28 protein-coding genes are annotated in these 26,846 nt (G+C 70.1%); 9 read left to right on the top strand and 19 right to left on the bottom strand.

Annotation, left to right across the window (positions count from 1 at the left end; all coding sequences use genetic code 11):
* Window positions 1-49 precede the first annotated feature (49 nt).
* Window positions 50-997, bottom strand: coding sequence for a hypothetical protein (locus AB6807_RS38220; protein WP_371088662.1), 948 nt, complete (start codon window positions 995-997; stop codon window positions 50-52).
* 230 nt (window positions 998-1,227) lie between these two features.
* Between AB6807_RS38220 and AB6807_RS38215 the strand changes: the two genes are divergently transcribed.
* Both AB6807_RS38215 and AB6807_RS38210 read left to right on the top strand, forming a co-directional pair.
* A complete protein-coding gene (locus AB6807_RS38215; RefSeq protein ID WP_371088661.1) occupies window positions 1,228-2,028 on the top strand; it encodes a response regulator in 801 nt (266 codons plus the stop codon).
* Window positions 2,029-2,140: 112 nt separating this feature from the next.
* The gene (locus AB6807_RS38210) at window positions 2,141-2,338 is read left to right on the top strand and encodes a hypothetical protein (RefSeq protein WP_371088660.1); all 198 of its coding nucleotides are present in this window, start codon (window positions 2,141-2,143) and stop codon (window positions 2,336-2,338) included.
* Here the strand turns inward: AB6807_RS38210 and AB6807_RS38205 are convergent.
* The 6 genes from AB6807_RS38205 to tam form a co-directional block, all read right to left on the bottom strand.
* Entirely contained in the window at window positions 2,283-2,987 is a 705-nt protein-coding gene (locus AB6807_RS38205; protein WP_371088659.1) for a LuxR C-terminal-related transcriptional regulator, read from the bottom strand. The genes AB6807_RS38210 and AB6807_RS38205 overlap by 56 nt on opposite strands.
* Complete coding sequence (locus tag AB6807_RS38200) at window positions 2,984-3,442, bottom strand: hypothetical protein (protein WP_371088658.1); 459 nt, start codon at window positions 3,440-3,442, stop codon at window positions 2,984-2,986. Before AB6807_RS38200 ends, AB6807_RS38205 begins: the two co-directional genes overlap by 4 nt.
* A gap of 115 nt (window positions 3,443-3,557) precedes the next feature.
* Window positions 3,558-3,995 carry a hypothetical protein gene (locus AB6807_RS38195; protein WP_371088657.1) on the bottom strand — a complete coding sequence of 146 codons (438 nt, stop codon included), beginning with the start codon at window positions 3,993-3,995 and terminating at the stop codon, window positions 3,558-3,560.
* 5 nt (window positions 3,996-4,000) lie between these two features.
* Window positions 4,001-6,235, bottom strand: a complete 2,235-nt coding sequence (locus AB6807_RS38190; RefSeq protein ID WP_371088656.1) for a TonB-dependent siderophore receptor — start codon at window positions 6,233-6,235, stop codon at window positions 4,001-4,003.
* A gap of 68 nt (window positions 6,236-6,303) precedes the next feature.
* On the bottom strand, window positions 6,304-6,576 hold the full coding sequence (locus AB6807_RS38185) for a hypothetical protein (protein ID WP_371088655.1): 273 nt from the start codon (window positions 6,574-6,576) through the stop codon (window positions 6,304-6,306).
* Window positions 6,577-6,669: 93 nt separating this feature from the next.
* Complete coding sequence (gene tam, locus AB6807_RS38180) at window positions 6,670-7,437, bottom strand: trans-aconitate 2-methyltransferase (protein ID WP_371088654.1); 768 nt, start codon at window positions 7,435-7,437, stop codon at window positions 6,670-6,672.
* Window positions 7,438-7,541: 104 nt separating this feature from the next.
* Between tam and AB6807_RS38175 the strand changes: the two genes are divergently transcribed.
* Entirely contained in the window at window positions 7,542-8,501 is a 960-nt protein-coding gene (locus AB6807_RS38175; RefSeq protein WP_371088653.1) for a LysR substrate-binding domain-containing protein, read from the top strand.
* Here the strand turns inward: AB6807_RS38175 and AB6807_RS38170 are convergent, their stop codons facing one another.
* The 10 genes from AB6807_RS38170 to AB6807_RS38125 all read right to left on the bottom strand — a co-directional run bounded on the left by AB6807_RS38170 (window position 8,502) and on the right by AB6807_RS38125 (window position 18,667).
* Complete coding sequence (locus tag AB6807_RS38170; protein ID WP_371088652.1) at window positions 8,502-9,932, bottom strand: amidase; 1,431 nt, start codon at window positions 9,930-9,932, stop codon at window positions 8,502-8,504.
* A 41-nt stretch (window positions 9,933-9,973) separates the two neighbouring features.
* On the bottom strand, window positions 9,974-10,969 hold the full coding sequence (locus AB6807_RS38165) for a tripartite tricarboxylate transporter substrate-binding protein (RefSeq protein ID WP_371088651.1): 996 nt from the start codon (window positions 10,967-10,969) through the stop codon (window positions 9,974-9,976).
* 37 nt (window positions 10,970-11,006) lie between these two features.
* Window positions 11,007-12,395, bottom strand: a complete 1,389-nt coding sequence (locus AB6807_RS38160; RefSeq protein WP_371088650.1) for an amidase — start codon at window positions 12,393-12,395, stop codon at window positions 11,007-11,009.
* Window positions 12,396-12,429: 34 nt separating this feature from the next.
* Window positions 12,430-13,182, bottom strand: coding sequence for an SDR family NAD(P)-dependent oxidoreductase (locus tag AB6807_RS38155; protein ID WP_371088649.1), 753 nt, complete (start codon window positions 13,180-13,182; stop codon window positions 12,430-12,432).
* Window positions 13,183-13,196: 14 nt separating this feature from the next.
* Entirely contained in the window at window positions 13,197-13,955 is a 759-nt protein-coding gene (locus AB6807_RS38150; RefSeq protein WP_371088648.1) for an SDR family NAD(P)-dependent oxidoreductase, read from the bottom strand.
* Between the two features lie 8 nt (window positions 13,956-13,963).
* Window positions 13,964-14,788, bottom strand: a complete 825-nt coding sequence (locus tag AB6807_RS38145) for a polysaccharide deacetylase (RefSeq protein WP_116909234.1) — start codon at window positions 14,786-14,788, stop codon at window positions 13,964-13,966.
* A gap of 42 nt (window positions 14,789-14,830) precedes the next feature.
* On the bottom strand, window positions 14,831-15,622 hold the full coding sequence (locus AB6807_RS38140) for an ABC transporter permease (protein WP_371088647.1): 792 nt from the start codon (window positions 15,620-15,622) through the stop codon (window positions 14,831-14,833).
* Complete coding sequence (locus tag AB6807_RS38135) at window positions 15,619-16,470, bottom strand: ABC transporter permease (protein WP_371088646.1); 852 nt, start codon at window positions 16,468-16,470, stop codon at window positions 15,619-15,621. The genes AB6807_RS38140 and AB6807_RS38135 overlap by 4 nt, the downstream gene beginning before the upstream one ends.
* The gene (locus tag AB6807_RS38130) at window positions 16,467-17,573 is read right to left on the bottom strand and encodes an ABC transporter ATP-binding protein (protein WP_371088645.1); all 1,107 of its coding nucleotides are present in this window, start codon (window positions 17,571-17,573) and stop codon (window positions 16,467-16,469) included. The genes AB6807_RS38135 and AB6807_RS38130 overlap by 4 nt, the downstream gene beginning before the upstream one ends.
* 68 nt (window positions 17,574-17,641) lie before the next feature.
* Window positions 17,642-18,667 carry an ABC transporter substrate-binding protein gene (locus tag AB6807_RS38125; RefSeq protein ID WP_371088644.1) on the bottom strand — a complete coding sequence of 342 codons (1,026 nt, stop codon included), beginning with the start codon at window positions 18,665-18,667 and terminating at the stop codon, window positions 17,642-17,644.
* Between the two features lie 181 nt (window positions 18,668-18,848).
* On the opposite strand from AB6807_RS38125, the gene AB6807_RS38120 reads away from it, so the two are divergent.
* Window positions 18,849-19,493, top strand: coding sequence for a MarR family winged helix-turn-helix transcriptional regulator (locus AB6807_RS38120; protein ID WP_371088643.1), 645 nt, complete (start codon window positions 18,849-18,851; stop codon window positions 19,491-19,493).
* 33 nt (window positions 19,494-19,526) lie between these two features.
* Here the strand turns inward: AB6807_RS38120 and AB6807_RS38115 are convergent, their stop codons facing one another.
* On the bottom strand, window positions 19,527-19,862 hold the full coding sequence (locus AB6807_RS38115; protein WP_371088664.1) for a tRNA-binding protein: 336 nt from the start codon (window positions 19,860-19,862) through the stop codon (window positions 19,527-19,529).
* 32 nt (window positions 19,863-19,894) lie between these two features.
* Window positions 19,895-20,749 carry an alpha/beta fold hydrolase gene (locus AB6807_RS38110; protein WP_371088642.1) on the bottom strand — a complete coding sequence of 285 codons (855 nt, stop codon included), beginning with the start codon at window positions 20,747-20,749 and terminating at the stop codon, window positions 19,895-19,897.
* Window positions 20,750-20,917: 168 nt separating this feature from the next.
* Here AB6807_RS38110 and AB6807_RS38105 point away from each other — a divergent pair, with 168 nt between their 5' ends.
* The 5 genes from AB6807_RS38105 to AB6807_RS38085 all read left to right on the top strand — a co-directional run bounded on the left by AB6807_RS38105 (window position 20,918) and on the right by AB6807_RS38085 (window position 26,816).
* A complete protein-coding gene (locus AB6807_RS38105) occupies window positions 20,918-21,445 on the top strand; it encodes a sigma-70 family RNA polymerase sigma factor (RefSeq protein ID WP_371088641.1) in 528 nt (175 codons plus the stop codon).
* Window positions 21,442-22,440, top strand: a complete 999-nt coding sequence (locus AB6807_RS38100) for a FecR domain-containing protein (protein ID WP_371088640.1) — start codon at window positions 21,442-21,444, stop codon at window positions 22,438-22,440. The genes AB6807_RS38105 and AB6807_RS38100 overlap by 4 nt, the downstream gene beginning before the upstream one ends.
* 127 nt (window positions 22,441-22,567) lie before the next feature.
* Window positions 22,568-25,051, top strand: coding sequence for a TonB-dependent siderophore receptor (locus AB6807_RS38095; RefSeq protein ID WP_371088639.1), 2,484 nt, complete (start codon window positions 22,568-22,570; stop codon window positions 25,049-25,051).
* A gap of 122 nt (window positions 25,052-25,173) precedes the next feature.
* On the top strand, window positions 25,174-25,674 hold the full coding sequence (locus AB6807_RS38090; protein ID WP_116909225.1) for a sigma-70 family RNA polymerase sigma factor: 501 nt from the start codon (window positions 25,174-25,176) through the stop codon (window positions 25,672-25,674).
* Window positions 25,671-26,816 carry a FecR domain-containing protein gene (locus tag AB6807_RS38085; RefSeq protein ID WP_371088638.1) on the top strand — a complete coding sequence of 382 codons (1,146 nt, stop codon included), beginning with the start codon at window positions 25,671-25,673 and terminating at the stop codon, window positions 26,814-26,816. The genes AB6807_RS38090 and AB6807_RS38085 overlap by 4 nt, the downstream gene beginning before the upstream one ends.
* The last annotated feature ends 30 nt before the right edge of the window (window positions 26,817-26,846 follow it).

The raw sequence follows: 26,846 nt of genomic DNA, 5'->3' as shown, positions 1-26,846 counted from the left end.
CCCGCACAGCGGCATCGGCGGCATCGCGCCTATGTCCAGAATCAAATCGTCAAGAAACAACCTCTTGACGCTTCACACCTAGCCCGCCGGGGGCGTTGCCGATGGAGGGCCCGACCTGCGCCGGTGCGACCTGCAGGGATGGCGCGGCGGTGATGCCGGGCGATGCGCCCGTGCTGGGCGCGGACAGCGCGGGCGCGCTTGCAAGGCCGGGTGCATTGCTCGTCGTGATGCCGGGTGCGTTCCCGGTGGCTGTCGTAGGCGCCGAAGACGTCGCCGGCGCAGCGACCGCACCTGTCACGCCGCCAGCCTGCGAAGGCTGCGTCATCGGGGACTGCTGCGGCTGTTGCGCTGCCTGCGACGGTTGCTGGAAGCCGCCGATGCTGCCGCCAGAACCCCGGCCGATGCCGAAGCCGCCACCCGTTCCACCCGCGCCACCAAAGCCGCCGAAGCCACCCGTGCCACCCGTGCCTCCAGGCCCGCCCGGCATGGCGGGCATCGCTGGCGCGCCGCCGGCCTGCACCCGCACGAAGCCGCCGTCCGCGAAGGTGGCGGCAATCCGGCGCGGGCGGGGCTGCGCTGTTTCACCGGCACCGGCGATGGCGCCTTCAGTCCCCGCATCCGCCACCGGCCCGGTGGTCCCCGCGAACGGCAGCGGCGTGTAGAAGTACAGCCGCACGTCGGCCTCGTCGCGCGCCATCAGCTGCGCCAGGTCGCGGCGCGAGCGCTCCGACGTGAGCCAGCCCTGGCCCTTGGGTTCGGGGGCGCGTGCCTGCAAGCTGCGCTGCAGCAGGTTCGCGTTGCGGCCTTCGGCGGCATGGCCCGAGAGCACGCGCGCGATGTCGCCCAGCTCCCACTGGCGCTGCGGCTCGGGCGGCAGCAGCATGGTCAGCGCCAGCGTCACGCCCTGCGCCACCACCAGCCCGCCGAGCAGCAGGCCCATGATCTGCAGCGCCAGGGGCGGGCCCGGCCAGCGGCGCGCGGTACCTTGGGGGTTCATGGGGCGATGCTGGCACGGACGCCGGGCGATGTCACGCCGGTGCGGCGCCCCGCGTGCGTGGCCATTCCTTTTCTTGCGGCTGTGGGAGCGCGGCAGTGTGCAGCCGGGCTGTTGCCGCCGCATTTCAGCGCATTGCAGTTCGTTGCAGCGCACGAATCGCCCGTGCCGTGCGCGGGGCTTCGGCCCGCGGCGGTGCCCGGCCTATGATCCGGCTTCCGATCCGCCGCAACGTGAACCTGTCCACCCGCATCCTCATCGTCGACGACGACGCCGGCATTCGCAGCCTGGTGGCGTCCTTCCTGGAAAAGCACGGCTTCCAGGTCGACGCGGCCGGCCATCCCGCGGAAATGCGCGAGCGGCTCGCGCAGGCCGACTACGCGCTCATCGTGCTCGACGTGATGATGCCCGGCGAAGACGGGCTGAGCGCGCTGCGCGAGCTGCAGCGCGTGGGCGGCCCGCCCGTGATCATGCTGTCGGCGGTGGGCACCGACATCGACCGCATCGTGGGCCTGGAGATCGGCGCGGAAGACTACCTGGCCAAGCCCTGCAACCCGCGCGAGCTGCTCGCGCGCATCCGCACGGTGCTGCGGCGCACGGCCAATTCCAATGCCGTGAATGCCGTGACTGCGGCGAACACTGCGGCCCCGCCCACCGCGCAGGCGACCGCGCCCTCGCAGCCCGCCACGGATGCGCCCGCCACGGTGCTGTACTTCGCGGGCTGGTGCATCGACCTCGAGACCCGCCTGCTGCACGACCCGCAGGGCCACCCCGTGGACCTCTCCGACGGCGAGTTCCGACTGCTGCGCGCGCTGGTGCAGCACCCGCGCCGCGTGCTCACGCGCGACCAGCTGGTGCAGTACGCGCTGGGCGCAGAGAGCGATTCGTACGACCGCGCCATCGACGTGCAGGTCAGCCGGCTGCGCCGCAAGCTGGCCTCGGGCGAGGTGCGCGCCGACCTGATTCGCACGGTGCGCAACGAGGGCTACATGTTCGTGCCCGCCGTCACGCGCAACCCCGCGCCAGAGGCCTGAGCGGGCCAGCTTCGCACTGCGCGGCTCCGAGGCTGCAACACGCTGAAATCCGCGGGCAACGTGCGGGCCGCAAGCTGAAGGCCTTGCATTCATCACTCCCTGGTTTCGATCCATGACCTTCTTCGACTGGCTGTGGGACTGGCGCACCCTGATCGCGCTGGCCGTGAGCGACGCCGTGCTGCTGGCGATGTTCTTCGCCTGGGACGCGAAGCACCTGGCCTTCCTCACGCTGCTCACGCGGCAGCCGCCGCGCATCAGCCCAGCAGGCCGTGGCGCGTTGCCTCGAGGATGGCCTGGGTCCGGGAGCTGACCTCCAGCTTGCGGTAGGCGTTCTTCGCGTGGAACTCGACGGTGTGGACCGACACCGCGAGCGCATGCGCGATCTGCTGGTTGCTCAGGCCGTCGGCAATGAGCCGCAGCAGCTGCAGCTCGCGCGGGCGCAGGTCGAAGGGGGCCGGTGCCGCCTTGGGCTGCGGTGATGCGCCTTCTTCGCGCTGCAGCAGCACAGACAGCATGCCCAGCACGTGCCGCGCCACGCGCGCGTCGAGCGCCACGCCGCCGTTGTTCAGGGCGCGCAGCGCGTGCGCGATCTCGGCGTCGTCCGCCTGGCTCAGCAGGTAACCCGCGGCGCCCGCGCTGAATGCGGCGACCACCAGCGCGTGGTGGTCCATGTCCGACACCGCCACCACCTGCGCGCGCGGCTGCGCGGCGCGTATGCGCCCGACCAGCGCGGCGCCGTCGCCGGCCGGGCGCAGCTGCATGTCGACCAGCACCAGGTCGAACAGGAAGGTGGCCAGCAGGCCTTCGGCTTCCGCGCGCGTGAACGCCTGCAGCACCTGCTGCCCCGGCGCCAGCGCACAGAGGATGTGCCGCAGGCGCAGCGCGACCGCGGGGTCGGCCTGCACCAGCAGGGCGCTGAAAAACGGAATGGGCCGCAGCATGTGCACGGCGGCGCTCATGGCGCCGGCTTCGGGTGCGCGACGCGGCTCGCCTTGCGCGGATGCCGGCAGCCGGCGCCATGCGGGTGGGCGGCCGCGTCGGCGCGCGAACCGGTGATGAGCGCGAGCGTCGAGCGGCTGTAGCTGCCCGCGAAGGTGCCGGGCGCTTCCTGCGCGGTGCAGGTTTCGCTGCCCGCCAGCATCACGCCGAGGGCGAGTGCGCAGAAGGCCAGCAGGCCGGCCAGGCGCGGCAGCCACGAGGCCTTGCGCAGCCTTTGTGGCGCTATCTGCGCCGAGGTGTGCGCCGACGTGTGCGCAGACCTGTGCGAGGGTGCGTGCGTGAGCTGTGCGTGGTTCCATCGGGCCTGCGTGGCGTGCCCCATGGGTTGGCGCTGCGCAGGCGATGCGGCCTGCAGGCCATGGAAGTGAAGTGCCTGCGAAGGCGCAGGCGTGTTGCGATGCCATGGGCTTTTCATGACCGCGATGGTGGCTTTCAAAACGGGAGAAAAAATGGACGCCGGGCTGCAGGCATGACACGGCATGACACGGCATGACACGGCATGACGCGGCATGGCGCGGCATGGCGCGGCATCAGCGGTTGTAGTGGCGCGGCCCGCGCGACCAGTCGCCACCCAGCAGCAGGCCCAGCCCGGTGGCGCGCAATGCCGCCGACAGCGGGTCGATGAAGAAGCCGCCGACGTAGCTGTGCGACTCCGGAAACGCCTCCGCGCGCGATACCACGACCGCGGGCTGCGGCGCTGTCTGAGGCATCGGTCGAGGCGCTGCGCCGATGGCCTGCGATGCAGGCGCCACATCGGCGCACGCGTCCGGCGGGTCGGCGCCCAGCGTCAGGTACTCGACGCCGTCGTAGTCGCAGACCAGCGCGAACTTGCCGCCGGGCAGCCAGGTGCTGGACACCATGCGGCCCTGCGCCGCGGCGCTCGCCGCGCCGAAAGTCACGCACATGCACATGCACGTGCACAGCGCCGCGCAGGCGAGCCGCGCGATGCGGTGGAACAGCGGGTTCATCGCGCCTAGAAGTCGAGCTTGGCGCTCAGGCTGAAGGTGCGCGGATCACCGGGCTTGATGTAGCTGTCGTACTGGTACTCCCAGTAGCGCCGGTTCGCCACGTTGTTGATGGCCGCGCGAAAGGTGGTGGGGTGCCCGCCCAGGCGCGTGACGTAGCTCGCGCCGATGTTGGCCACCGTGTAGCCGGGCACGCTCAGCCGGTTGGCCGCGTCGAGCATGGTGGCGCCGGTGTACTTCATGTCGGCCGACAGCTTCAGCCCCGGCACCTGGGCCACGTCGTAGGACACCTGCGCCGTCGCCACCAGCTTCGGCGCGCCTGCCACGCGGTTGCCGATGTAGCTGCTGCCGCGCCGGTACGCGCTGTCGAGCAGCATCAGGTTGCCGCCGACCTGCCACTGCGAACCCAGCCGCGTGGAGGCGCCGAGCTCCGCGCCCTGGTAGATCGACTGGCCGTCCTGCACCAGCACGTTGGCGCTGTTGGCGTATTCCGCGCCGCGCTCGATGCGGAACAGCGCCGCCGTGGCGCTCCAGCGGTCGCGCTCGGTCTTCAGGCCCAGCTCGTACTGGCGGCTCTTCAGCGGCTTGAGCAGCTCGCCGTCGTTGGCGTACAGGTTGCTCACCGTGCTGCCGGCCTCCAGCGACTCGACGTAGCTGGTGTACAGCGTGGTGTCGGGCGCGGGCTTGAACATCAGCGCCAGCGTGGGCGTGAGCACGCCGTTCTTGCGGTAGCTGGCGTTCTGCACGCCCGTGGTGTCGTAGCCGTTCTGCGTGTAGTCGGTGCTGCGCAGGCCGCCCAGCACCGACCACTGCTCCGACAGCTTCAGCGTGTCGCTGGCGAACACCGCGCGCTGCGTGATGTCGCTGGGGCGGTAGCGCGCGAAGGCGGTCGTGCTCTCGTAGCCGTTGGTGTTCTGCCCGAAGATGCTGCCGGTGCCGATGAACTGGTACACGCTGTTGGCGCTGTAGTCGTTCACCTGCTTCTGCCACGAGGCGCCCAGTGCCAGTTGGTGCTCGTAGCTGCCGGTGCGCACCTTGCCCGTGGCCATGGCCTGCCACTGGTTGAAGCGGTGGCTCTCGGCGCCGTCGTAGCGGTAGTCGTCGTAGGTGCCGCTGGCGTCCTGCAGGTAGGCGATGCTTTCGTTGCGGCTGCGCGCGGCGCTGCTGTGGCTGTAGCTGGTGGCCAGTGTCCAGTCGGGCGAAAGCTGGTACTGCAGCCCGGTGGAGAACATCGTGAAGTCGGTGGCCAGGTGCTGGCCCGGGCCCACCAGGCCGGCGTTGTTCGCGGCAATGGTGGCCGGCAGGCTGGTGCCGGTGTAGCTGCCCGTGTAGATCGACGGTGTCTGGCCGGTGGCGTTGCGCTTCTGGTAGAGCGAATCGAAGTTCCAGGTGAGCTTGTCGGTCAGCCTGGCGTCCAGCCCGAGCGACACCGAGTCGCGGCGCACGTTGCCGTCGTTGTAGGTCTTGCCTTCCTCGTGCGTGGCGTTCAGCCGGTAGCCGAAGCGGTCGTCCGCGCCGAAGCGCCCGCCCAGGTCGATGTGCTCGCTCCAGATGCCGGCTGTCTTGTAGCCGACTTCGATGCTGCGCACCGGCGTGTCGGTCGGCTTCTTCGTCACGTAGTTGACGATGCCGCCCGGCGTGCCGAAGCCGTACATGAAACCCGACGAACCCTTGAGCAGCTCGATCTGCTCGAAGTGCTCGTAGGGCAGCGTGATGGCGTAGCTGAGAAAGGGCTGGCCATCGATGCGGTAGCCGTTCTGCCAGTCCAGCGGCAGGCCGCGCACGGTGATGTAGCTGGCCCAGCTGTTGTAGGCGCCGCTGTTGTCGGAGACCGAGGCGTCCAGCGCGAACACGTCGCCCAGCTTGGACACCTGCCGCTCGGCGATGTCGTCGCTGCGCACCACGGTGGTGGAGAAGGGCGTGTCGAGCTGCGAGCGGGCGCCGAGCGCGCCGCTGCTCACCTTCGCGTTCAGGTGCTGCTGCGAGTCTTCGGGCGTGTCGGCGGTGACGGTCACGGTCGGCAGCGCGCTGGTGTCCCTGGCCTGGGCCACCGGAGCGTCTTGCGCGTCTTGCGCCAGGGCCCGGCCGCCGTGCGTGGCGGCCCACAGCACCAGCACGGTGGCGCGCGCGAAGGAGAGGGAGGAGAGGGAATGACTTGCCGCGGAGGCAAGGGTGTCGGGGCGTCTGGGGTTCAACGGTGGCTCACTCTGTAGATAAGAATGGCTCTCATCTTGGTGGCGCATCTCGTAGAAATTTGGGAAGCCGGCCCTTCCGCCGCCCGGCCCGGCCAGGTTTGCCGGGGCTTTACCTGTCAGTGCCCGTTGCCGGGCGCGGGCGCCAGGCCGCGCTGCTTCAGGAAGTCGTACAGGCTGACGGCCAGCACCTGCGCGATCGGAATCGGCAGGGTGAGGCGCAGCGCCGCGACGCGGGTGACGCTGCAGCGGTCGGAACTGTGGTCGACGCGGCTGGCATCCAGGGTGATGTGGACGCAGCCCGCGTTGACCCAGTAGCCCGATACATCATCCGCGAACACCTGCGGGGCATGCAGGTCGTCGACGTAGGTGGCTTTGGAAGGCTGGGACATGGTGGGGCTAAGAATGACGAAGGCCCGATGATCCGCAGCGATCTGGGAGAAAAAAAGAGCGCCTGCCTGAACGGCCCTTTGTCCGGCGCCCGTTCAGCGCGTAGCGACGATGAACAATCTCGGGAACGGCAACAGCACGCTGCCGTCCGCCAGTGCCGGGTACGCCTGCGCAATCGCCTCCTGGTAGCGCGCGAGGAACGCGGCCTGCTGCCCCGCGTCGAGCAGCGCCAGGTAAGGCCGCAGCGCCGAGCCCTTGAACCACTCGACCACCGCGGCGGCATCGGCCAGCGGGTGGTAGTAGGTCGTGCGCCACACGTCCACGCGGCTGCAGTGCGGGCGCAGCATCGCGTAGTAGTCGATGGCGCCGTGGCGGGGCGGATGCCGCACCGCGCCGATGCGCTCGGCGAAGGCCTTGTCGGCGGCCACCTCGCGCGCCAGCCGGTGCGCGGGCTCCTCGAGGTTGTCGGGCGTCTGGATGGCCAGCTGGCCGCCGGGCGCGAGCTGCGCCGCCAGCCGCGGGTAGAGCGTGGCGTGGTCGGGCAGCCATTGCAGCGAGGCGTTCGCCAGGATCACGTCCATCGGCTGCGCGGCGCGCCAGGTGGCGATGTCGGCCACGGCGAAGGGCACGTGGGGCATGCGCTTTGTGGCGGCGTCGATCATGTCGTCGGAGCTGTCGATGCCGCTCACGGCCGCATCGGGAAAGCGCTGCGCCAGCACCTCGGTGGAGTTGCCCGGGCCGCAGCCCAGGTCGATGGCGACACGCACCGGGCGTTCGCTGTGCGAAATGGCCGCGACCAGGTCGCGGACCGGTCGTGTGCGTTCTTCTTCGAAGGCGCTGTATTGCTTGGCGGACCAGGTCATCGGGGGTTCCTTTGTGGGCAGCTTCCTGCTGTGGTGGCCGCAGTGTGCCGAGGCACCCGCCGTTCGTAAAATGAATTTATTCTGGCCATTGATTCATAAATCTGATGAAGATCGACATCCTCGGAATCCAGGCCTTCGTGGCCATCGCCGACGAAGGCGGCTTCCAGGCGGCGGCCGATGCGCTCAACGTCACGCAGACGGCCATCACGCAGCGGCTGCGCAAGCTGGAAGACTTCCTGGGCGTGGCGTTGGTGGAGCGCACCACGCGCTCGGTGTCGCTCACCACCATCGGGCGCGACTTCGTGCCGCGCGCGCGGCGGCTGCTGGTGGAGCTGTCGGATTCGCTGCTGGAAATCCGCGAGACCGGCAAGGCCGAGCGCGGCGACGTGTCGATGGCCTGCGTGCCGACAGCGGGCGTGCAGTTTCTGCCGCGCATCATGCAGGCCTACTCGGCGCGCCATCCGCACAACCGCATCAAGATCCTCGACCACTCGTCGTCGGCCGTGGCGCATGCGGTGCTGCACCGCGAGGTGGAGTTCGGCATCGGCATGGCGGGCGCGCATTCGCCCGAGCTCACGAGCGTGCCGCTGATCGAAGACGAGTACGTGCTCGTCTGCCATGCGTCGCATCCGCTGGCCGGGCGCAGGCGCGTGGCCTGGCGGCAGCTGCAGGCGCACCCGCTGATCTTCGCGGGCCAGGCGAGCGAGAACCGGCCGCTGCTCGACGTGGCGCTGGGCGCCGCCGGCGCAAGCCTGCAGGCCTTCTACGAGGTGCAGCGCAGCTCGACGGCGGTGGGCCTGGTGGCCGAGCGCGTGGCCGCGGCGGTGGTGCCGCGGCTGGCGCTGCAGAAGGGCGCATACCCGGGGCTGAAGACCATCGAGCTGGTGGAGCCGCGCGTGTCGCGCACGCTGGTGCTGATGACGCGGCGCACGGCGCGGCTGTCGCCGGCGGCGCAGGCGCTGTACGACCTGATCGCGGCGGAGGCGGCAAGGTCGGCAAGGTCGGCGGGGTCGGCGGGGTCGGCGGGGTCGGCGCGGGGAATCAACAAGAAGCGCCGGGCCTGATCAGAGCCCTGGCGGTCGGCGCGCGCTGAAGTCCGACGCCGCCTCGAACTGGCTGGCCACCTGCAACAGCTCGGCATCGCCCTGGAAGCGCCCGACCAACTGCAGCCCGAGCGGCATCGCGTCACGGCCGAAGCCGCAGGGCAGGCTCACCGCAGGGTGGCCGGTCATGTTGAACAGCATGGTCCACGGGTACCAGTGCGCGCGCACGTTGCCGAAGCGCTGGCCGTCGATGTCGATGTCGGCGAACAGGTCTTGCGCCAGCGGCAGCGCCGAGCGCGTCAGCGTGGGCATGGCCAGCAGGTCGGCCGTGTCGAACAGGCCCTGCACGCGCTTGAACAGCGCGGAGCGCGCGAACATGGCCTCCTGGTACTCGACGCCGCTCACGCTGGCGGCCGAGGCAATCTGCCGCCTGAAGGTCTCGCTGAAGCTGTCGGGGTGCTTGTCGACCAGCGGCGCGAAGCGCGCGCGCCACACCGTGTGGTTGATGGCGCGCCAGATGGGTTCCACGTCGAAGCCGTCGCCGTCGAAGGGCTCCAGCGTCGCGCCCAGGGACGCGAGCGTTTGCAGCGCCGATGAAAAAGCCTCCGTCACGTCGCGCGACACCGGCCGGCCCGGCGGCGACAGGCAGTACAGCACGCGCTTGCCGCGCAGGTCGCCCTGGCGGCGCGCGGCTTCCACGTAGTCGTGCGCGCGCAGGCCGATGGACCACGGGTCCACCGCGGACGCACCGGCCATCGCCTGCAGCATCAGCGCGGTGTCGGCCACGGTGCGCGTCATCGGCGTCACGTAGGTCTGGTTGCCGAACAGGTCCTGTGCCTGGCTGTGCGGAATGACGCCGTTCGATTGCTTCAGTCCCACCACGCCGTTGCACGCGGCGGGAATGCGCGTGGAGCCGCCACCGTCGGTCGCGACCGCCAGCGGCGCGATGCCCGCCGCCGTGGCTGCCGCGGCACCACCGCTGGAACCGCCGCTGGTGCGCGTCAGGTCCCAGGGGTTGCAGGTGCTGCCGAACAGCGGCGAGTTGGTCATCGGCCCCGAGCCGAACTCGGGTGTGGTCGTCTTGCCGATGAGGATGGCGCCTTCGGCGCGCAGCCGCGCCACGCTCACCGCGTCTTCGGTGGGCACGTTGTCGCGGTGGATCACCGCGCCGAAGGTGGTGCGCACGCCTTCGGTGTTGACCAGGTCTTTCACGGTGAAGGGGATGCCGTGCAGGCTGCCCAGCGGCCGGCCCGCAACGATGTCTTCTTCCGCGCGGCGCGCCTCGGCCAGCGCGCGTTCGGGCACGAGGGTGACGAAGCAGTTCAGCACCGGCTGCAGGCGTTCTGCGCGCGCGAGCACGGCAGTGACCAGCTCGACGGGGGAGAGCTGGCGCGCACGGAGCAGGCCCGCGAGTTCGGTGGCGGGGGTGAAGCAGAGGGTGTCGTCTGTCATGGTCGTTGTCCGGTGCGTCGCGCGTTCACTTGTTCATTCATTCACTCGTCCACCACGATGCCCGCCGCCTTGACGATGGGCTCCCAGCTCTTGCGCTCGCGCTGCGCGCGCTGGGCAAGCTCGGCGCGGCCTTCGGCATGGGCGACCAGGCCCGCGGCCTCCAGGCTGCGCGCGAGTTCGGGCCGGGCGGCCGCGGCGAGAAAGCTGCGCTCCAGCGCGGCCAGTGCCGCGGGCGGCGTGGCGGCCGGCGCGTACACGGCGTACCAGCTCGTCGCCGCGACGAATTCAGGAAAGCCCTGCTCCTTGGCCGTCGGCACATCGGGCAGTGCCGGCAGGCGCTTGTCGCCGCTCAGGCCGAGGAACTTGATCTTGCCGCCCTTGTAGAGCGGCATCATGCTGGCCGCCGCGTCCCAGCCCATCGAGAGTTCGCCGCCGACCACGTCGACCAGCATCGGCGAGGCGCCGCGGTAGGCCACGGGCGTCACCTCGAAGCCCTGCGCCTTGCCCAGCGCGAAGGCGCCCAGGTGGCCGGAGCTGCCGATGGTCGCCAGGCCCAGCGAGGCCTTCTTCGGGTTTTGCCTGGCCCACTCGACGTACTGCTTCATCGAGCTGTAGGGCTGCGAGGCGCCGGTGACCACCGCGGTGGGAATCTCCACGAGCAGCGCGACCGGGGCCAGGTCTTTCTCGGCGTCGTAGCCGGGCGTCTTGTAGGTCAGCGGCAGGATGGTGAGCAGCGGCGAAGGCGCAAGGTACACGGTGAGCCCGTCGGGCTTCGACTTCTTCACCACGTCCCACGCGAGCCGCGCGGAGGCGCCGGGCTTGTTGTCGACCAGCACGCTGCCGAAGCCCGCGTCTTTCAGCTGTTCGGCATACAGGCGCGCGACCGTGTCGGCCGCGCCGCCGGCGGCGTAGCCCACGACGATCTTCAGGTTGCCGCCCGCGAGGCCCGGCGGCAGTTCGGCGTGCGCGGTGTGAAGAGCGGCTGCGGCAACAGCGGCAACGCCAAGGGTGCGAAGAAGAGGCAGGAGCGGGCGCATGGAAAGACCTCGAGATGAAGGAAAAGAAAAGACGCGCTCAGCCGAGCGCCTGCTCGACCAGCGCTGCGATGGCCAGCAGGCGGTCGTCGTCGTACCAGCGCCCCGCCAGTTGCAGCCCGATGGGCAGGCCCGCCGTGCTCTTGCCGCAGGGCATCGAGAGCGCCGGGTGGCCCGTGAGGTTCATCGGGTAGGTGTACGGGTACCAGGCGCCGCGGATGGTGCCGGCCGGCTTGCCGGCGATTTCGATTTCGCCGCTCACGTCCATGTCGATGGGCAGCGGCGGTGCCGACACGGTGGGCGACACCAGCACGTCGAAGCGCTCGAACAGCGCCTGCAGTTCGGCGAAGCAGCGCGTCTTGGCGAAGGTGGCCTCGTGCAGGTCGACCGCGCTGTGGCGGCGGCCCTTGTGCACGGCGTCGACCAGCGTGGCGTCGAGCCGGTCGCCGAAGCGTTCCAGGTTCGCGCCCACGCGCGCGGCCAGCATCGACTGCAGCACCACCAGAAAGTGGCGCTCCAGCGCGACGAAGTTCAGCAGCACGGTTTCCACGACCGCGCCTTCGCGCTCCATCGCGCGCACGGCGGCGGTGGTCACGGCCTCGACCTCGGGGTCGATGGGGTTGCCCGCCGTGGGCAGCCATGCCACGCGCAGGCCGCGCAGCGATGTGGGCAGTGACGGGGGCAACGCACGCCGCGGCAGCGAGGTGACCTGCCCGTAGGGGTCGCGCGCGTCGAAGCCCTTGATCGTGTCGAACAGCAGCTGCGTGTCCGCCACGTCGCGTGCCATCGGGCCGGTGAAGGAGTTGGCCGAGTACAGGTCGGGCGCCTGCAGGTTGGGCACCACGCCCAGCGTGGCCTTGAGCCCGACGATGCCGCAGCACGAGGCCGGAATGCGGATGGAGCCGCCGCCGTCGGTGCCCAGCGCGAGCGAGCCCAGGCCGGCCGCCACCGCCACGGCTGCGCCGCTGCTGGACGCGCCGGGCGTGTAGCGCGCATCGATCGGGTTCAGCGTACGCCCGAACAGCGGCGCGGTCGGCACCTGCTTGTGGCCGAACTCGGGCGTGGTCGTCTTGCCGATGAGGATGGCGCCGGCGGCCTTGGCGCGCGCTACCGCCACGGCGTCTTCCTTCGGCACGAAGTCCTGGTAGATGGCCGAGCCCATGGTGGTGCGCACGCCGGCTGTGAGCGTGAGGTCTTTCACCGAATAGGGCACGCCGTGCAGCGGGCCCAGCGCCTCGCCGGCCATCACCGCGGCTTCGGCGCGGCGCGCATCGGCCAGCGCCTGCTCGCCCGTCACGGTGATGAAGGCGTTGAGTTCACGGCGCGTCTCGATGCGCGCCAGCGCCGCGCGCACGGCCTCCACGGGCGAGGCTTGCCGGGTGCGGATCAGCGCGGCGAGGTCGCGCGCGCTGTGGTCCATCAGGTCCATGGTCGTGTCCTTCGAAAGAGGGGAGCCGTGAGGCTCAGAGCATCCAGCGCCCGCCGTCGATCAGCAGCGTCTGGCCGGTGATGAAGCGCGCCTCGTCGCTCGCCAGGAAGCGCACGGCGGCGGCCACGTCTTCGGGCGTGCCGACGAAACCCGCGGGCGTGTCGGCGACGATCTTCGCGAGCACCTCGGGGCGCAGCCCGTCGTGCGCGCGGGTGCGGATGGCGCCGGGGCACACGGCGTTCACCGTGACGCCGTGCGGCGCCAGCTCGCGCGCCAGCGAGCGCGTGAAGCCCACCACGCCCAACTTGGCGGCGGCGTAGTCGGCCAGCCCGACGTCGCCGGCAAAGGCCGCGTCGGTGCTCATGTTCACGATGCGGCCGAAGCCGCGCGCCTTCATGCCGGGCGCGATGCGGCGCGACGCGCGCAGCGTGGTCATCAACGACACCTCGATGACGAAGCGCCACACGGCCTCGCTCGATTCGGTGAACAGGCCGCCGCGCTCGCGCGCGCTTTGGCCCACGTTGTTGAACAGGATGTCGACCGGGCCCAGCTCGTTTTCCACGCGGTCGAAAAAGGCCGCGACCACGGCGGCATCGGTGCAGTCGCCCGCCACGCACAGGCAGCGCGCGGCGGCGTCGGGCCGCGCGGCGAGTTGCTGCGCGAGCGGGGTGCAGTCCAGGTCGAGCACGGCCACGCGCGCCCCTTGGCCGAGCAGGTCGAGCGCCGTGGCGGCACCGATGCCCTGGCCGCCGCCGGTGACGACGGCGATGCGTTGGTCGAAGCCCATGGCTGTGCCTCCTTTCAGTGAAAGGTGCGCCCGCCGTCCACCGCCAGCGCGGTGCCGGTGATGTAGCTGGCGCCGGGGCCGCTCAGGTAGAGCACGGCCTCGGCCACTTCCTCGGGCGCGGCGATGCGGCCCAGGGCGTACCGTTGGCGGATCTGGTCGAGCGTGCCCGCGGGGTCGCTGTCGTTCTCGTAGCTGGTGCGAAACAGCGGCGTGTCGATGGCGCCGGGGCACACCGCGTTCACGCGGATGCCGTCTGCCGCGGCCTCGATGGACAGCGCCTTGCCGAACATGATGACCGCGGCCTTGGTGGCGCAGTAGGCGGTGCGGTTCGGCAACGGCCGCAGGCCGGCGCCCGAGGCGATGTTGACGATGCTGCCGCCGCCGGCCGCGCGCAGGTGCGGCATGGCGGCGCGGCACATCAGCATGGGGCCCGTGAGGTTGACGGCCAGCGTGCGGGCCCATTCGTCGTCGTCGGTCTGCTCCAGCGGCTTGAGCGAATCGACGCCGGCGGAGTTGACGAGCGCGTCGAGTCCGCCCAGCCACTGGGCGGCGTGGTTCACCGCGGCTTTCACGGCGGGCGAATCGGTCACGTCGCACACCAGCGGCAGGGCGGCCGCGCCGAGTTCGCCCAGCTCGGCGATGCAGGCCTGCAGGCGCGGCGCGTCGCGGTCGAGCAGCACCACGCGAGCGCCGCGTTCCACCGCGAGCCGTGCCACCGCGAAGCCGATGCCGCTGGCGCCGCCGCTCACCAGCAGCCTCATGGATGCGGGCATGGCCGTGGTCATGCCGCGACCGCCGCCTTCAGCCGCGGGCGCATGTCGTCGGAGATGCGGTCGCAGCGGTCGATCCACACGCCCGAGTGCGCCAGCGCATGCTCGATGAGCCCTTCGAGCACCTTCAGCCGCGAGGGCTGGCCGATGATCTGCGGGTGCATGCCGACCATCATCATCCGGTCTTCGGCGTAGAGCATGTCGAACTCGCTGGTCCAGGCCTCCAGCACGGTGGAAGGTGCCTGCAGCGTGCGGCCCGGCAGCGTGATCGAGTACTGGAAGAAGGGCGCGTCGTCGAGCACCCAGCGAAAGGGCAGCTCCACGATGTCGGTGCGCTCGCCGCCGATCTGCAGCAGGTAGGGCGAGTCGTCGTCGAAGAAGTTCGAGGAGTAGTCGAAGCCGTACTCCTTGATCAGGTCGAGCGTGATGCTGCTGAATTCCGCCGCCGGCGAGCGCCAGCCGCGCGGTCGGGTGCCGGCCAGGCGCGTGAGCGCTTCCATGCCGCGGTCCATTTCGTCGCGCTCTTCGGCGGGGCTGAGGTTGACGATCCAGCGGTGGCTGTAGCTGTGGTGCGCCACCTCGTGGCCCTTGTCGACCACCTCGCGCACGAGGTCGGGATGCTTGTCGGCCACTTCGCCGGGAATGAAGAAGGTGGCGCTGATTCCGTAGCGCGCCAGCAGCGCGAGGATGCGCGGCATGCCCACCTTCCAGCCGTAGGCGCCCTGCGACATGAGGATGGGGCGCTGCGCGTTGGCGGGGTCGCGGCCGGTCCACATGGTCTCCGCGTCGAGGTCGAAGGTCAGCATGAGCGGAAAGCCTTTGCTCGTGGTCGGCATCGAAAAACTCCTTGGCGAATGAGGTGGGAAAGAGGAGGGTGCTCAGACGTGCTTGTGAAAACCCGTCCATCGCTCGGCAAGCACCAGCACCACGCCGGTGGTCACGATCAGCAGGGTGGACACCGCGGCCACGCTCGGGTCCACGCCCTGCTCGACCGACGTGAAGATCTTCACGGGCAGCGTGGTCTGGCTGGCGGACAGCAGGAACACCGACACCGGCACGTTGTCCAGCGAGGTGATGAAGGCGAAGAGGCCGCCCGCGACGAGCCCAGGCTTCACCAGTGGCAGCGTGACCAGCCGAAAGCTGGTGAAGCCGCTGGCGCCCAGCACGCGCGCCGCGTCTTCCAGCGACTCGTCGACGGCCGACAGGCTGCCCAGGCTGGCGCGCACCACGTAGGGCACGGTGATGACCACGTGCGCCAGCCACAGGCCCAGCGAGTTGCCGCGCAGCCCGGTCATCGTGTAGTACTGCAGCAGCGCCACGCCGAGCACCACCGAAGGCAGGATCAGCGGCGCCATGAACAGCGCGGTGAGCGCTCCCGCGCCGGGCACCATGCGCCGGTGGATGGCGTAGGCCGCGACGAGCCCCAGCACCAGCGCGGCGGCGGTGGCGGCGGCGGCAAGCCACAGGCTGGTCCAGGCGGCGCCGAGGTACTCGGGGTCGCGCAGCACCACGTCGAACCAGTGCCAGGTCAGGCCCTTGGGCGGAATGGTGAGGTAGGCCGTCTTGCTGAAGGCCGCCAGCACCACCACCAGCACCGGCACCTGCAGGAACACTACCACCGCGATGGCGGTGGCCGCGAGCAGCGGCTGCTTTCTGTTCTCGAGGCTCATGCGTGGCCTCCCCAGCGCTTGAGCATGCGGCCCGACACGCCGATGACCACCAGCGTGAGCGCGGTGAGCGCGAAGGACATGGCCGCGCCCGCGGGCCAGTCGAGCGTCTGCAGGAAGTCGTCGTAGATCAGCGTGGCCATCACCTTGTAGGTGGGCCCGCCCAGCATGCGCGGCGTGACCAGCGCGCTGATGGTCAGCACGAACACCAGGATGGAGCCCGACAGGATGCCCGGCGCGCTCATGGGCAGCGTGATCGACCAGAACACGCGCAGCCGGCTCGCGGCCAGCGTGTACGCGGCGGCCTGCACGTCCTTGGAGATCGCCTGGATCGCCGGCACCAGCATGAGCACCATGAACGGCAGGAAGATGTGCGACATGCCCACCAGCAGGCCGAACAGGTTGAACATCATCTTGATGGGCCGCTCGATCAGCCCGATGTCCATCAGCAGGTTGTTCACCAGCCCGCGGTTGGCCAGCAGCGCGATCCAGCCGAAGGAGCGCACCACCAGGTTCAGCAGCATCGGAAAGATGACCAGCATGGTGAGCGTGAGCCGCATCCGCGGGCCCGCGTTGGCGATGTAGTACGCCAGCGGGTAGCCCAGCAGCAGGCAGATGGCCGTCACGCCGAAGCCCAGCACCAGCGTGCGCACCACCACTTCGCGGTAGTACTCGTCGGTGACGATGCTGGTGTAGTTGGCCAGCGTCCAGCCGGCGGAGATGCCGGTGCCCGGCTCGTAGGGGTGCAGGCTCAGCGGCACCATCAGCAGCACCGGCGCCACGAAGGCCAGCAGCAGCACGAGCAGCAGCGGCGAGGCCAGCAGCGTGCCGGTGATGTTGCGCGGTGTCATGCCGCGCCCCGGTCGGTGGCCGCGGTCACGTAGACGTGCTGCGGCGCCACGCACACGCGCACCGGCGCGTCGACCGCCAGGCCGGCGTGCGGGCCGTTGGTGAGCGCCTCGGCGATGAGCTCGGTGGCGCCGAAGGCCAGCAGGTACTGCACGCGCGAGCCGACGAAGGAGCGCATGGCCACGCGGCCGGAGAGCATGGGGCCATGCGCCGCTGTCGCATCGGCGAAGCGGATGTCTTCCTGACGCACCACCACGTCGACCGCCGTGCCTTGCGCCATGCCTTCGGCCGCCGTGGCCGCGAGCACCGGCCCGTCGTTCAGCTGCACCGCCGCCGTGCCTTCGGGCGAGCGCACCACATGGCCCGCGAGGCGGTTGGGCCGGCCGATGAAACTCGCGACGAAGCCGGTGGCGGGGCGGTGGTAGATGGCCTCGGGCGTGTCGAACTGCTGCACCACGCCGTGCGCGAGCACGCACACGCGGTCGGACATCGACATGGCCTCGCCCTGGTCGTGCGTGACGAACAGCGTGGTGATGCCCACCTCGCGCTGCAGGCGCTTGAGCTCGATCTGCATCTCGTCGCGCAGCGAGGCGTCGAGGTTGGACAGCGGCTCGTCGAACAGCAGGATGCTGGGGCGCGGTGCAATCGATCGCGCCACCGCCACGCGCTGCTGCTGGCCGCCTGAGAGCTGCCGGGGGCTGCGGTCGCCGAGCGCGGAGAGGCGCACGCTGGCCAGCGCCTGGTCCACGCGCTGCTTCAGCTCGCTGCCCTGGATGCCTTGTCGGCGCAGGCCGAAGGCGACGTTCTCGAACACGCTCATGTGCGGGAACAAGGCGTACGACTGGAAGACCAGGCCGATGTTGCGCTTGTTGGTGGGCAGCGCCGTGATGTCGCGCCCGTCGACCAGGATGCGCCCGCCGGTCGGCTCGATCAGGCCCGCCACCATGCGCAGCACGGTGGTCTTGCCGCAGCCCGAGGGGCCCAGCAGGGAGATGAACTCGCCGTCGTGCACCGAGAGCGAGACCGATTGCGCGGCGACGTGGCCGGTGGAACCCGCGGTGCCGGGGTAGCGTTTCTCGAGGCGGTCGAGCGTGAGTGCCGGCATGTGGGTCGGTCCTGCAGCGGTGGCGGTGGAAGGCGGTGGAGGGCGATGGAAGAGGGTGCCGTGGCGACTCAGCGCGCCACTTCGCGCTGCCAGCGCTTGGTCCAGTCGGGCAGCGACTTCGCCACCGCCTCGGGCTCTGGCAGCCACAGGTTGTCGAAGGTGGCCTTGTACGGAACGATCTTCGCGGCCTTGTCGCTCAGCATGACCTGCGTGTTGACCGGGCCCGCGTACTTGCGCTCGGCGAAGCAGGTCTGGCCTTCCTTGGACAGCACCTCGTCGATGTACTTCAGCGCGAGCGCCGGCGACTTCGCGCCCTTGGGTATCACCAGCGCGGGCAGGATGCCGACCGCGCCTTCCTTCGGGTACACGATGGCCAGCGGCAGGCCCTTGTCGATGGCCGAGCCGGCGCGGTCGGGGTACCACACGGCCGCAGCGATTTCCTGGCGCTCGAACAGCGACACGATCTGGTCGGCCTGCGTGTAGAGCGTGACCGACGACTTGGCGATCGGCTTGATGGCCGCGAAGCCCGCGTCCATGTTCGCGAGCGTGCCGCCCTTCATGCGGTTGAGCGCCATGAGGAACTGCGAGCCCGAGGTGCCGCTGATGTCGCCGATGGCGAGCTTGCCGTCGTACTCGGGCTTGGCCAGGTCGGCCCAGGAGGTGGGCGGTGTCTTGATCTGCTTGGTGTCGTAAACGATGACGGTGGCACCGGTCATGAACACCACGTACTGGCCGTCCTTGTCGAGCGCGCGGGGCGAGACTTCGGCGGCGTGCGTGAGCTTGCCCTTGTCGATGGTTTCGAGCAGCTTCTCGTTCTTCAGTTGCGCGGCGAGCGAGTTGTCGATGTAGACCACGTCGAAGTCCGACTTGCCGCCGGTCGCGCGAATGGACGCCGCGAACTGCGAGGAGCTGCCCAGCTTGAGCGCGACCTTGGCCCCGGTCTTCTTCTCGAACGACGCGATGTGGCAGGTCTTGGAGTCTTCGGCGAAGGAGCCGCCGAAGATGCCGACCACCAGCTCTTCGGCCTGCGCGGCGCCCGAGAAAAGCAGGGCCGCGAAGCCGGAAACGAGACAGCGCGAGAACATGGTTTTCATGAAGAGCTCCTGTGGGGAAAACCCAAAAAGATCCGGGACAAAGGGCTGGTCAGCTGCGTTGCAATTCACTTTATCTTTCGCAAAAGATAAATGCAAGGCATTTAAGATAGGGACCAACCCGCGCCGCCGCGCTGCACCACAATGGCGGCGCAAGGGCATCAACCTGGATGGAAATCACGTCATGCCGCACAAGAAAGAAGCATCGAATCGACGTCCGCCCCAAGGCGATGCGAAGCGCGGCGACGACGCCGCGGAGGTCGTCGTCCCCTTCGATGAAGCGCCGGCGGAAAAGGGCGCCGACCTGGTCGAGCGCGGCATCCAGCAATGGCAGCGCGAGCGGCCCGACATCGACAGCAGCGGCAAGTCGGTGGTGGGGCGGCTGCTGCGGCTCGAAGAGGTGGTGCTGCGCACGCTGAACCAGGTGCTGGAGCCCTTCGGCATGAAGTACCAGGAGTACGCGGTGCTCGCCACCTTGCGCGTGGCGGGCGCGCCCTACAGGCTGTCTCCGTCGCGCTTGCAGAGCACGTTGCTGTTCACCTCGGGCGGGTTGTCGAACCTGCTCAAGCGGCTCGAGAAAGAGGGCTGGGTCAAGCGCTCCATCGATCCGAACGACGGGCGCGGCGTGCTGGTCAAGCTCACGGCCAAGGGCATCCGCCTGGCCGACGAAGCGATGCCGAGGCACGCGGCGGCGGAGCTGCACCTGCTGCGCATGTTCGACACCACGCAGCGCGATGTGCTGTCGACCCTGCTGGGCGCGATGATGACGGGCAACGCGCCGGAGACGGGACCCGAGCCGGGCCACGTCGTGCGAACGAAGAACGACTGAGCGACTGAGCGAGGGAGCTTCTGCGCTGCAGGCTCAGAACAGCCGCGTGCCCAGCGGCACCTCGCGCTCCGGCACGCACAGCGCCACATGCCCGTCCGCGTCGTGAAAGCCCGTGACCAGGCATTCGGACATCAGCGAGCCGATCTGCTTCTTCGGAAAGTTAACCACCGCCACCACCAGCTTGCCGACCAGCTCCGCGGGCTGGTACAGGTCGGTGATCTGTGCGCTCGACTTCTTCACGCCGAGCGCGCCGAAGTCGACCTGCAGCACGTAGGCGGGCTTGCGCGCCTTGGGCAGCGGCTCGGCCGAGAGCACGCGGCCGACGCGCAGCTCGACCCTGGCGAAGTCGCCCCATTCGATGAGCGGCATCGCCTCGGGTGCGGCGTCGTTCGCGTCTTCGCTCACGGCTGGCAGTCGGTGACGAAGGCGTCGAGCAGCTGCTCGAAGCGCGCCTGCTGCTCCCATTGCAATGCGTGGCCGGCATCGCTCACCACCTGCACTTGCTTTCGCCACAGCGTGGGCATCGACGGCGCCATCGCCTGCAGGTAGGGCAGGCCGACGATCTGTTCCTGCGCGCCGTGCAGCACGGCCAGCGGGCGCGTCATCGTCGCGGCGATGCCGGGCTCGTCGCGGTAGCCGAGCGTGCCGATGCTCGCGCCCAGCGCGGCACGCGCGTGGCCGTCGGTGCGCACGGCGTCTTCCAGCAGAAAGCCGGGGCCGCTGCCGCCGGGCACCAGGAAGTCGGCGACGTACTCGCGGGCCTGCGCCTCGCTCCAGTCTTTCTCGAAGCCGAGGCCGAGCTTGAGGAAGGCGCCCTGCAGGTCGGCCGGCAGCGGGTAGGGCAGCGGCGGCGTGCCGAAGATCATGAAGCCCGCGGCCTGCGGCAGCTCGGGGCTGGCCTCGAGCGCGGCGTGGCCGCCGAGGCTCCAGCCGACGACCACCGCGCGCTGCAGCGACAGCTGCTCGACCACCTGGCGGATCACCTCGGCGTAGCCGGGGATGCTGTAGGTGGTGGCGCGCTCGGCCTCGGGCGCGTCGCTCGACTGGCCGTGGCCGGGCAGGTCGATGGCGACGATGCGGTACTTGCGGCCGAGCGCGCCATCGAGCGTGCGCTGCCAGACGCGCGAGGACGACGAGTTGCCGTGCACCAGCAAGACGGCGGGGCCCTGGCCCGCGCTTTCGCGCACGGCGATGCGCAGGTTGCCGAGGGCCAGGGTGCGGGTGGGTGGAAGGGACGGGACCGATGTGTCTGGCATGGAAGAAGTCTTTCGTCGAAGGAGTCCGGAAGGGTCGTCGAATGCTAGCGAAGCGCGTGCCCGGGCCCGCTTGTTTCATGCCTCTAAAATGAGAACAGTTCTTATTTGTAGTGGCCGGCGATCCGGCCGACCCCGCCGACCCGTTCGATCCGCCCGACCCGTTTGCCAATGGCCGCCGATTCCGCCCTTCACCATCCGCACATCCACGCGCTCTACAGCGACCACCACGGCTGGCTGCAGGGCTGGCTGCGCAAGAAGCTCGGCAACGCCTTCGACGCGGTCGACCTGGCGCAGGACACCTTCGTGCGCATCCTGGCCGCGCCCGACCACACGCCGGAGAAGCAGGGCGACTGGCAGTTGAGCGAGCCGCGCGCCTACCTCACGGTGGTCGCCAAGCGGCTGCTGGCCAACCTGTACCGCCGGCGCTCGCTGGAGCAGGCCTACCTCGACGCGCTGGGCGCCATGCCCGAGCCGCTGGCACCGTCGCCGGAGCAGCAGGCGCTCATCCTCGAGACGCTGCAGGAAATCGACGCCATGCTCGACGGCCTGGCGCCGCCGGTGCGCCAGGCCTTCCTGATGGCGCAGCTCGAAGGGCTGGGCTATGCCGAGATCGCGCTGAAGCTGTCGGTCAGCGAACGCACGGTGAAGCGCTACATGGCCGAGGCGATGGCGCGCTGCATCCTGCTGGTGGAATGAGCGCCGCGGTGGACAAGGACGTCGCCCTGCAGGCGGCGCAGTGGTTCTTCCTGATGCAGTCGGGCGAGGCCACGCCGGCCGAGCACTCGCGCTGGACGCGGTGGCGCGAGGCCGACCCGTCGCACGAGGCCGCGTGGCAGCGCGCCGAGCAGGTGAGCCGCAAGTTCGGCATGCTGCCGGGCGGGCTCGCGATGCCGGCACTGGGGCGAACAGTTCGCTCTGACAGCCGCACCACGCGCGCTGACCGCCGCACCGCCGTCAAGGCGCTGGCCGTGCTGCTCACCGCGGCGCCCGCGGGCTGGCTCGCGTGGCGTGCCTCGCCCGCGCGCGAATGGCTGGCCGACCACCGCACCGCCACTGGCGAGCGCCGCGAAGTGCGCCTGCCGGACGGCACGCGCATCCGGCTGAACACCGCGACGGCCATCGACGTGGCCTACGACGACGCCCTGCGCCTGGTGCGCCTGCGCGCGGGCGAGATCCTGGTCGACACCGCGCCCGACAGCGTGGCCTCCGGCGACCCGGCCTACCGCCCGTTCGTGGTCGAGACCGCGCAGGGCCGGCTGCGCGCCCTGGGCACGCGCTTCGTGGTGCGCCAGCACGAAGACAAGCGCAGCCATGTCGCGGTGCTCGAAGGCGCGGTCGAGGTGCGGCCCGGCGACGCGCGCGGCGTGGCCGTGGTGCTGCGCGCCGGCGAGCAGGCGGGCTTCTCCGCCAGCGCGGTCGGCGTGGTCGAGCCGGTCGGGCCCGAGGCCGACGACTGGTCGCGCGGCGTGCTGCGCGCGAAGAACATGCGGCTGCACGACTTTCTTGCCGAGCTGGGCCGCTACCGCCCGGGCGTGTTGCGCTGCGACCCGGCGGTGGCCGGGCTGCGCGTGTCGGGCGTGTTCCAGCTCGACGACACCGGCCCCGTGCTCGACAGCCTGCCGCAGGCCTTGCCGGTGGACGTGCTCTTCAGGACCCGCTACTGGGTGACGGTGGTGGCGCCCGGCGGCTGAAGCGCTGCGCTGCGTTGCGTTGTAGGCGGGCGTCGAAATTTTTTTGCGCTGTCGTGTCCCTTTTCGTTTTCTCGCGTGTGAAGCCTTGAGGAACAGCAACTTCACCTTCTTTGCGAGAGAACACTTCATGGCCCGTCGCCGACCGCTTCCCTTTCCTTCCCACCTCTCGCGCGCGGTGCACGGCGCGCTGCTGGCCATGGCCTGCGCCGCGGGCCATGCAGCTGCGCAGGCAGCGCCGGCGGATGCATCGGCCGCGCAAGCCGATGCGCGCAAGCCATACAACATCGCGCCCGGCCCGCTGGACGAAGCGCTCTCCAGCTTCGCCGCCGCGGCGGGCGTGAGCATCACCATGCCGTCGGCCCTGGTGCAGAACCGCAGGTCGCCCGGCCTGCAGGGCAGCCATGCGGTGCGCGAAGGTTTCGCGCGCCTGCTGGCGGGCTCGGGCCTGGAGGCGGCGGGTGGCGCGGGCGGCTCGTATGCACTGCGCCCTTCCACCGTGGGCGGTGGTGGTGGCGATGTCGGCGCCAGCAACACCACGCTGGCGCCCGTCACCGTGGTGGCCGAGGCCGAGCGCAGCGCCACCACCGAAGGCACGCGCTCGTACACCGCGCGCGCCGTCACGCTGGGCAAGGGCGAGCAGGCGTTGAAGGACATTCCGCAGTCGGTCAGCGTGGTCACGCGCCAGCGCCTGGACGACCAGGGCCTGATCGACCTGCGCGACGCGGCCAACGCCGTCACCGGGCTGGTGGGCGTGAAGGGCGTGGGGCCGGGCACGGTGCTGTCGTCGCGCGGCTTCCAGATCGACGCCTGGCAGTACGACGGCGTGCCGGTGCCGCGCAACTGGTACTCGCTGGGCAACTGGGCCACCGAGGGCCTGGCCTTCTACGACCGGATCGAGGTGCTGCGCGGCGCCGCCGGCCTGCTGCAGGGCACGGGCAGCCCGGGCGGCGCGGTGAACCTGGTGCGCAAGCGCGGCCAGGCCGAGAAGACGCTCTCGCTCACCGGCAAGGTCGGCTCGTGGGACCACTACGGTGCACAACTCGACGCGGGCGGCCCGCTCAACGCCGAAGGTACGCTGCGCGGGCGCGTGGTGATCGACGAAGACCGCAGCCACTCGTTCACCGACTTCGTGTGGGGCAACACGCGCTCGCTGTACGCGGCCATCGACTACGACGTGTCGCCCGACACCACGGTGGGCTTCGGCATCAGCGACCAGCAGGGCCGCGGCCGGCCGATGCTGCGCGGCTTTCCGCGCTTTCCGGACGGCACCGACATCGGCCTGCCGCGCTCGGTGTACACCGGCGCCCTGTGGAACAGCCACTCGCTCGACCAGACCACGGTGTACGCCGACCTGGAGCACCGCTTCAACGACAACTGGAAGCTCAAGGCCTCGGTGCTGGGCATGAACGAGAAGAACACCTCGCAGCACCAGCGCATGCACGGCGACGTGCAGCCCGACGGCAGCGGCCTGAGCTTCGCCGACTGGGACAACCTCTTCGACTCGAAGAAGTCGGGGCTCGACGTGTACCTGCGCGGGCGCTTCAATGCGCTGTCGATGGAGCACGACGTGACCGTGGGCGCGAACTACGCCAAGTTCACCTCGAGCGACCGCTTCGGGCGCCGCTTCAGCAACGGCGGCAACATCTTCGCCATCGACCACGACCGCCCGGCGCAGAGCTACCAGACCATCATCGCGGCCGGCGGAACCAAGAGCTTCACCTACTACGACATCAGCCAGTCGGGCGTGTACGGCACCTGGCGCGCCAGGCTGGCGGAGCCGCTCACGGCCATCGTCGGGGCGCGCGCGAGTTGGTACGACTACCTCTACGCGGACAACACGCGCAACACCCGCAGCACCGTCACCACCAACGGCAAGATCACGCCGTACGTGGGCCTGGTGTATGCGCTAAACAAGCAGTGGTCGGCCTACGGCAGCGTCACCGAGGTGTTCGAGACGCAAACCGAACTGGCCAAGGGCGGCGAGCCGCTGAAGCCCATCACCGGGCGCAACTACGAGCTGGGCCTGAAGGGCGAGCTGATGGACGGCCGGCTGAACACCTCGCTGGCCCTGTTCCGCTACGACCACCGCAACCGCGCCGTGACCGACTACGACAGCGGCTACGCCTGCGACGACTGGTATTGCTACAAGTCGTCGGGCAAGGTGCGCAGCGAAGGCTTCGAGGCCGAGGTGAGCGGCGAGATCGCGCCGCGCCTGCAGCTCACGGCCGGCTACACCTACAACACCACCAAGTTCCTGGAAGACCCGGACAACCAGGGCCAGGTGTTCAGCCAGTGGACGCCCAAGCACATGCTGCGCGTCTGGAGCAGCTACCAGCTGCCGGGCGCGTGGAGCAAGCTCAGCGTGGGCGGCGGCTTCACGGTGCAGACCGGCACGCTGGGCTACGACCGCTCGTTCAAGGTGCCGGGCTTCACGGTGTGGAGCGCGCGGCTCGCGTACCAGGCCACGCCGGAGGTGAGCCTGGCGGTGAACATCAACAACGTCTTCGACAAGCGTTACTACATTCCGGCGTTCAACGAGACCAACGGCAACAACAACTACGGCGACCCGCGCAACGTGATGTTCACGGTGAAGTACACGCCGAAGCTCTGAGCGGGCGAGGGCGTCGGACGGTGGAAGGGCAGGGGAGGCCGGACAACTTTTGTCTACAATGAGAATAATTCTTATTTGTGAGCGGCAGCCCGGCCGCCGCGCCGCTCGCCCCTTGCCGAACGATGTCCGCCGAAGCCGCCTTCCAGCAAGTCCACACCCTCTATAGCGACCACCACGGCTGGCTCCAGTCGTGGTTGCGCAAGAAGCTCGGCAACTCTTTCGACGCGGCCGACCTCGCGCAAGACACCTTCGCGCGCCTGCTCACCGCGCGCAACCCCGAGGTCATCGCGCAGCCGCGCGCCTACCTCACGAGCGTGGCGAAGAACATCCTGGTGAACTGGTACCAGCGCCAGGCGCTGGAGCGCGCCTACCTCGAGGCGCTGGCCGTCATGCCCGAGCCCGAGGCGCCGTCGCCCGAGCAGCGCCTGCTCATCCTGCAGACGCTGCACGAGATCGACGCCATGCTCGACGCGCTGAAGCCGCTGGCGCGCCGCGCCTTCCTGCTGTCGCAGATCGAGGGCATGAAATACGAGGACATCGCGCGCGAGCTCGGCGTGTCCCTGGCGAGCGTCAAGCGCTACATGCAGCAGGGCTTTCGCGGCTGCCTGGCGGTGATGGAATGAGCGCGGGCAAGTCCGCGGCCTTCGACGCGCCCGTGCATCACGCGCCGCCAGCGCCCCAGTCGCCTGCGCCGCTTGCACCGATTGCGCCGCACGTTCTCGACGAGGCCGCCGAGTGGCTCATGCGCCTGCACGACAGCGCCGCCACCGACGCCGACCGCCGCGCCTGCGAGCGCTGGCGCCAGAGCCACCCCGACCACGCGCGTGCCTGGGCGCGCGCCGAGTTGCTGATGAACAAGTTTGGCGGCCTGCCGTCGGCGTTGGCCATGCCGTCGCTCGCGCGGCCCGCTGGCACGGGCACTGGCATTGGCGCTGGTGGGCGCCGCGCGGCCATCGGCCGGCTCGCCGCCTTGCTCGCTGCCGTTCCCGCCGGCTGGCTGGGTTGGCAACTGGCCAGCGAGCGCGGCTGGACGGCCGAGCACCGCACCGCCACCGGCGAGCGCCGCGAACTGCGCCTGGCCGACGGCACCCGCCTGGTGCTGAACACCGCGAGCGCGGTCGACGTGCGCTTCGACGCGGCGCAGCGCCTTGTGGTGCTGCACGCGGGCGAAATCCTGGTCACCACCGCGCCCGACACCGCCGCCGCGCATCGCCCGTTTCGCGTGGCGACGGGCAGCGGCACGGCGCAGGCGCTGGGCACGCGCTTCAGCGTGCGCAAGGAAGACGGCGCCACGCACATCGCGGTGTTCGAAGGCGCGGTGCGCATCGCGCCACGCGGGGCCGCGTCGCGCGTGCTTCCCGCCGGCCAGCAGGCGCGCTTCAGGGCCGACGCCATCGACGCCGCCACCCCCGCCGACGAAGCCGGCGTGGCCTGGGCGCAAGGCATGCTGCTGGCCGACGGCATGCGGCTGGCCGACTTTGCGGCCGAGCTGTCGCGCTACCGGTCCGGTGCGCTGCAGTGCGACGCGGCCGTGGCCAACCTGCGCATCTCGGGCGCCTTCCCCATCGACGACACCGACCGCGTGCTGCAGATGCTGGTGTCGACCTACCCGGTGGATGCGGTGACGCGGCTGCGCGGCTACTGGGTCACGCTGGTGCCGCGGGTGGAGACCGATGCGGTCACGGGCGCTGCAACGGGCGCCGCATCACGTACCGCATCACGTACCGCATCGCGCACCACCAAAAATATTTCGACCGACGGGTGAGACTTTTTTTCGTCTCGGCTGGCAAGGAAG

Origin of the sequence: Variovorax sp. RCC_210 (genome assembly GCF_041355175.1) — a bacterium.
In the GTDB taxonomy this organism is placed as follows: Bacteria; Pseudomonadota; Gammaproteobacteria; order Burkholderiales; family Burkholderiaceae_C; genus Variovorax.
The sequence above is the reverse complement of the archived record's forward strand: the minus strand, read 5'-3'. Positions and strand labels throughout refer to the sequence as shown.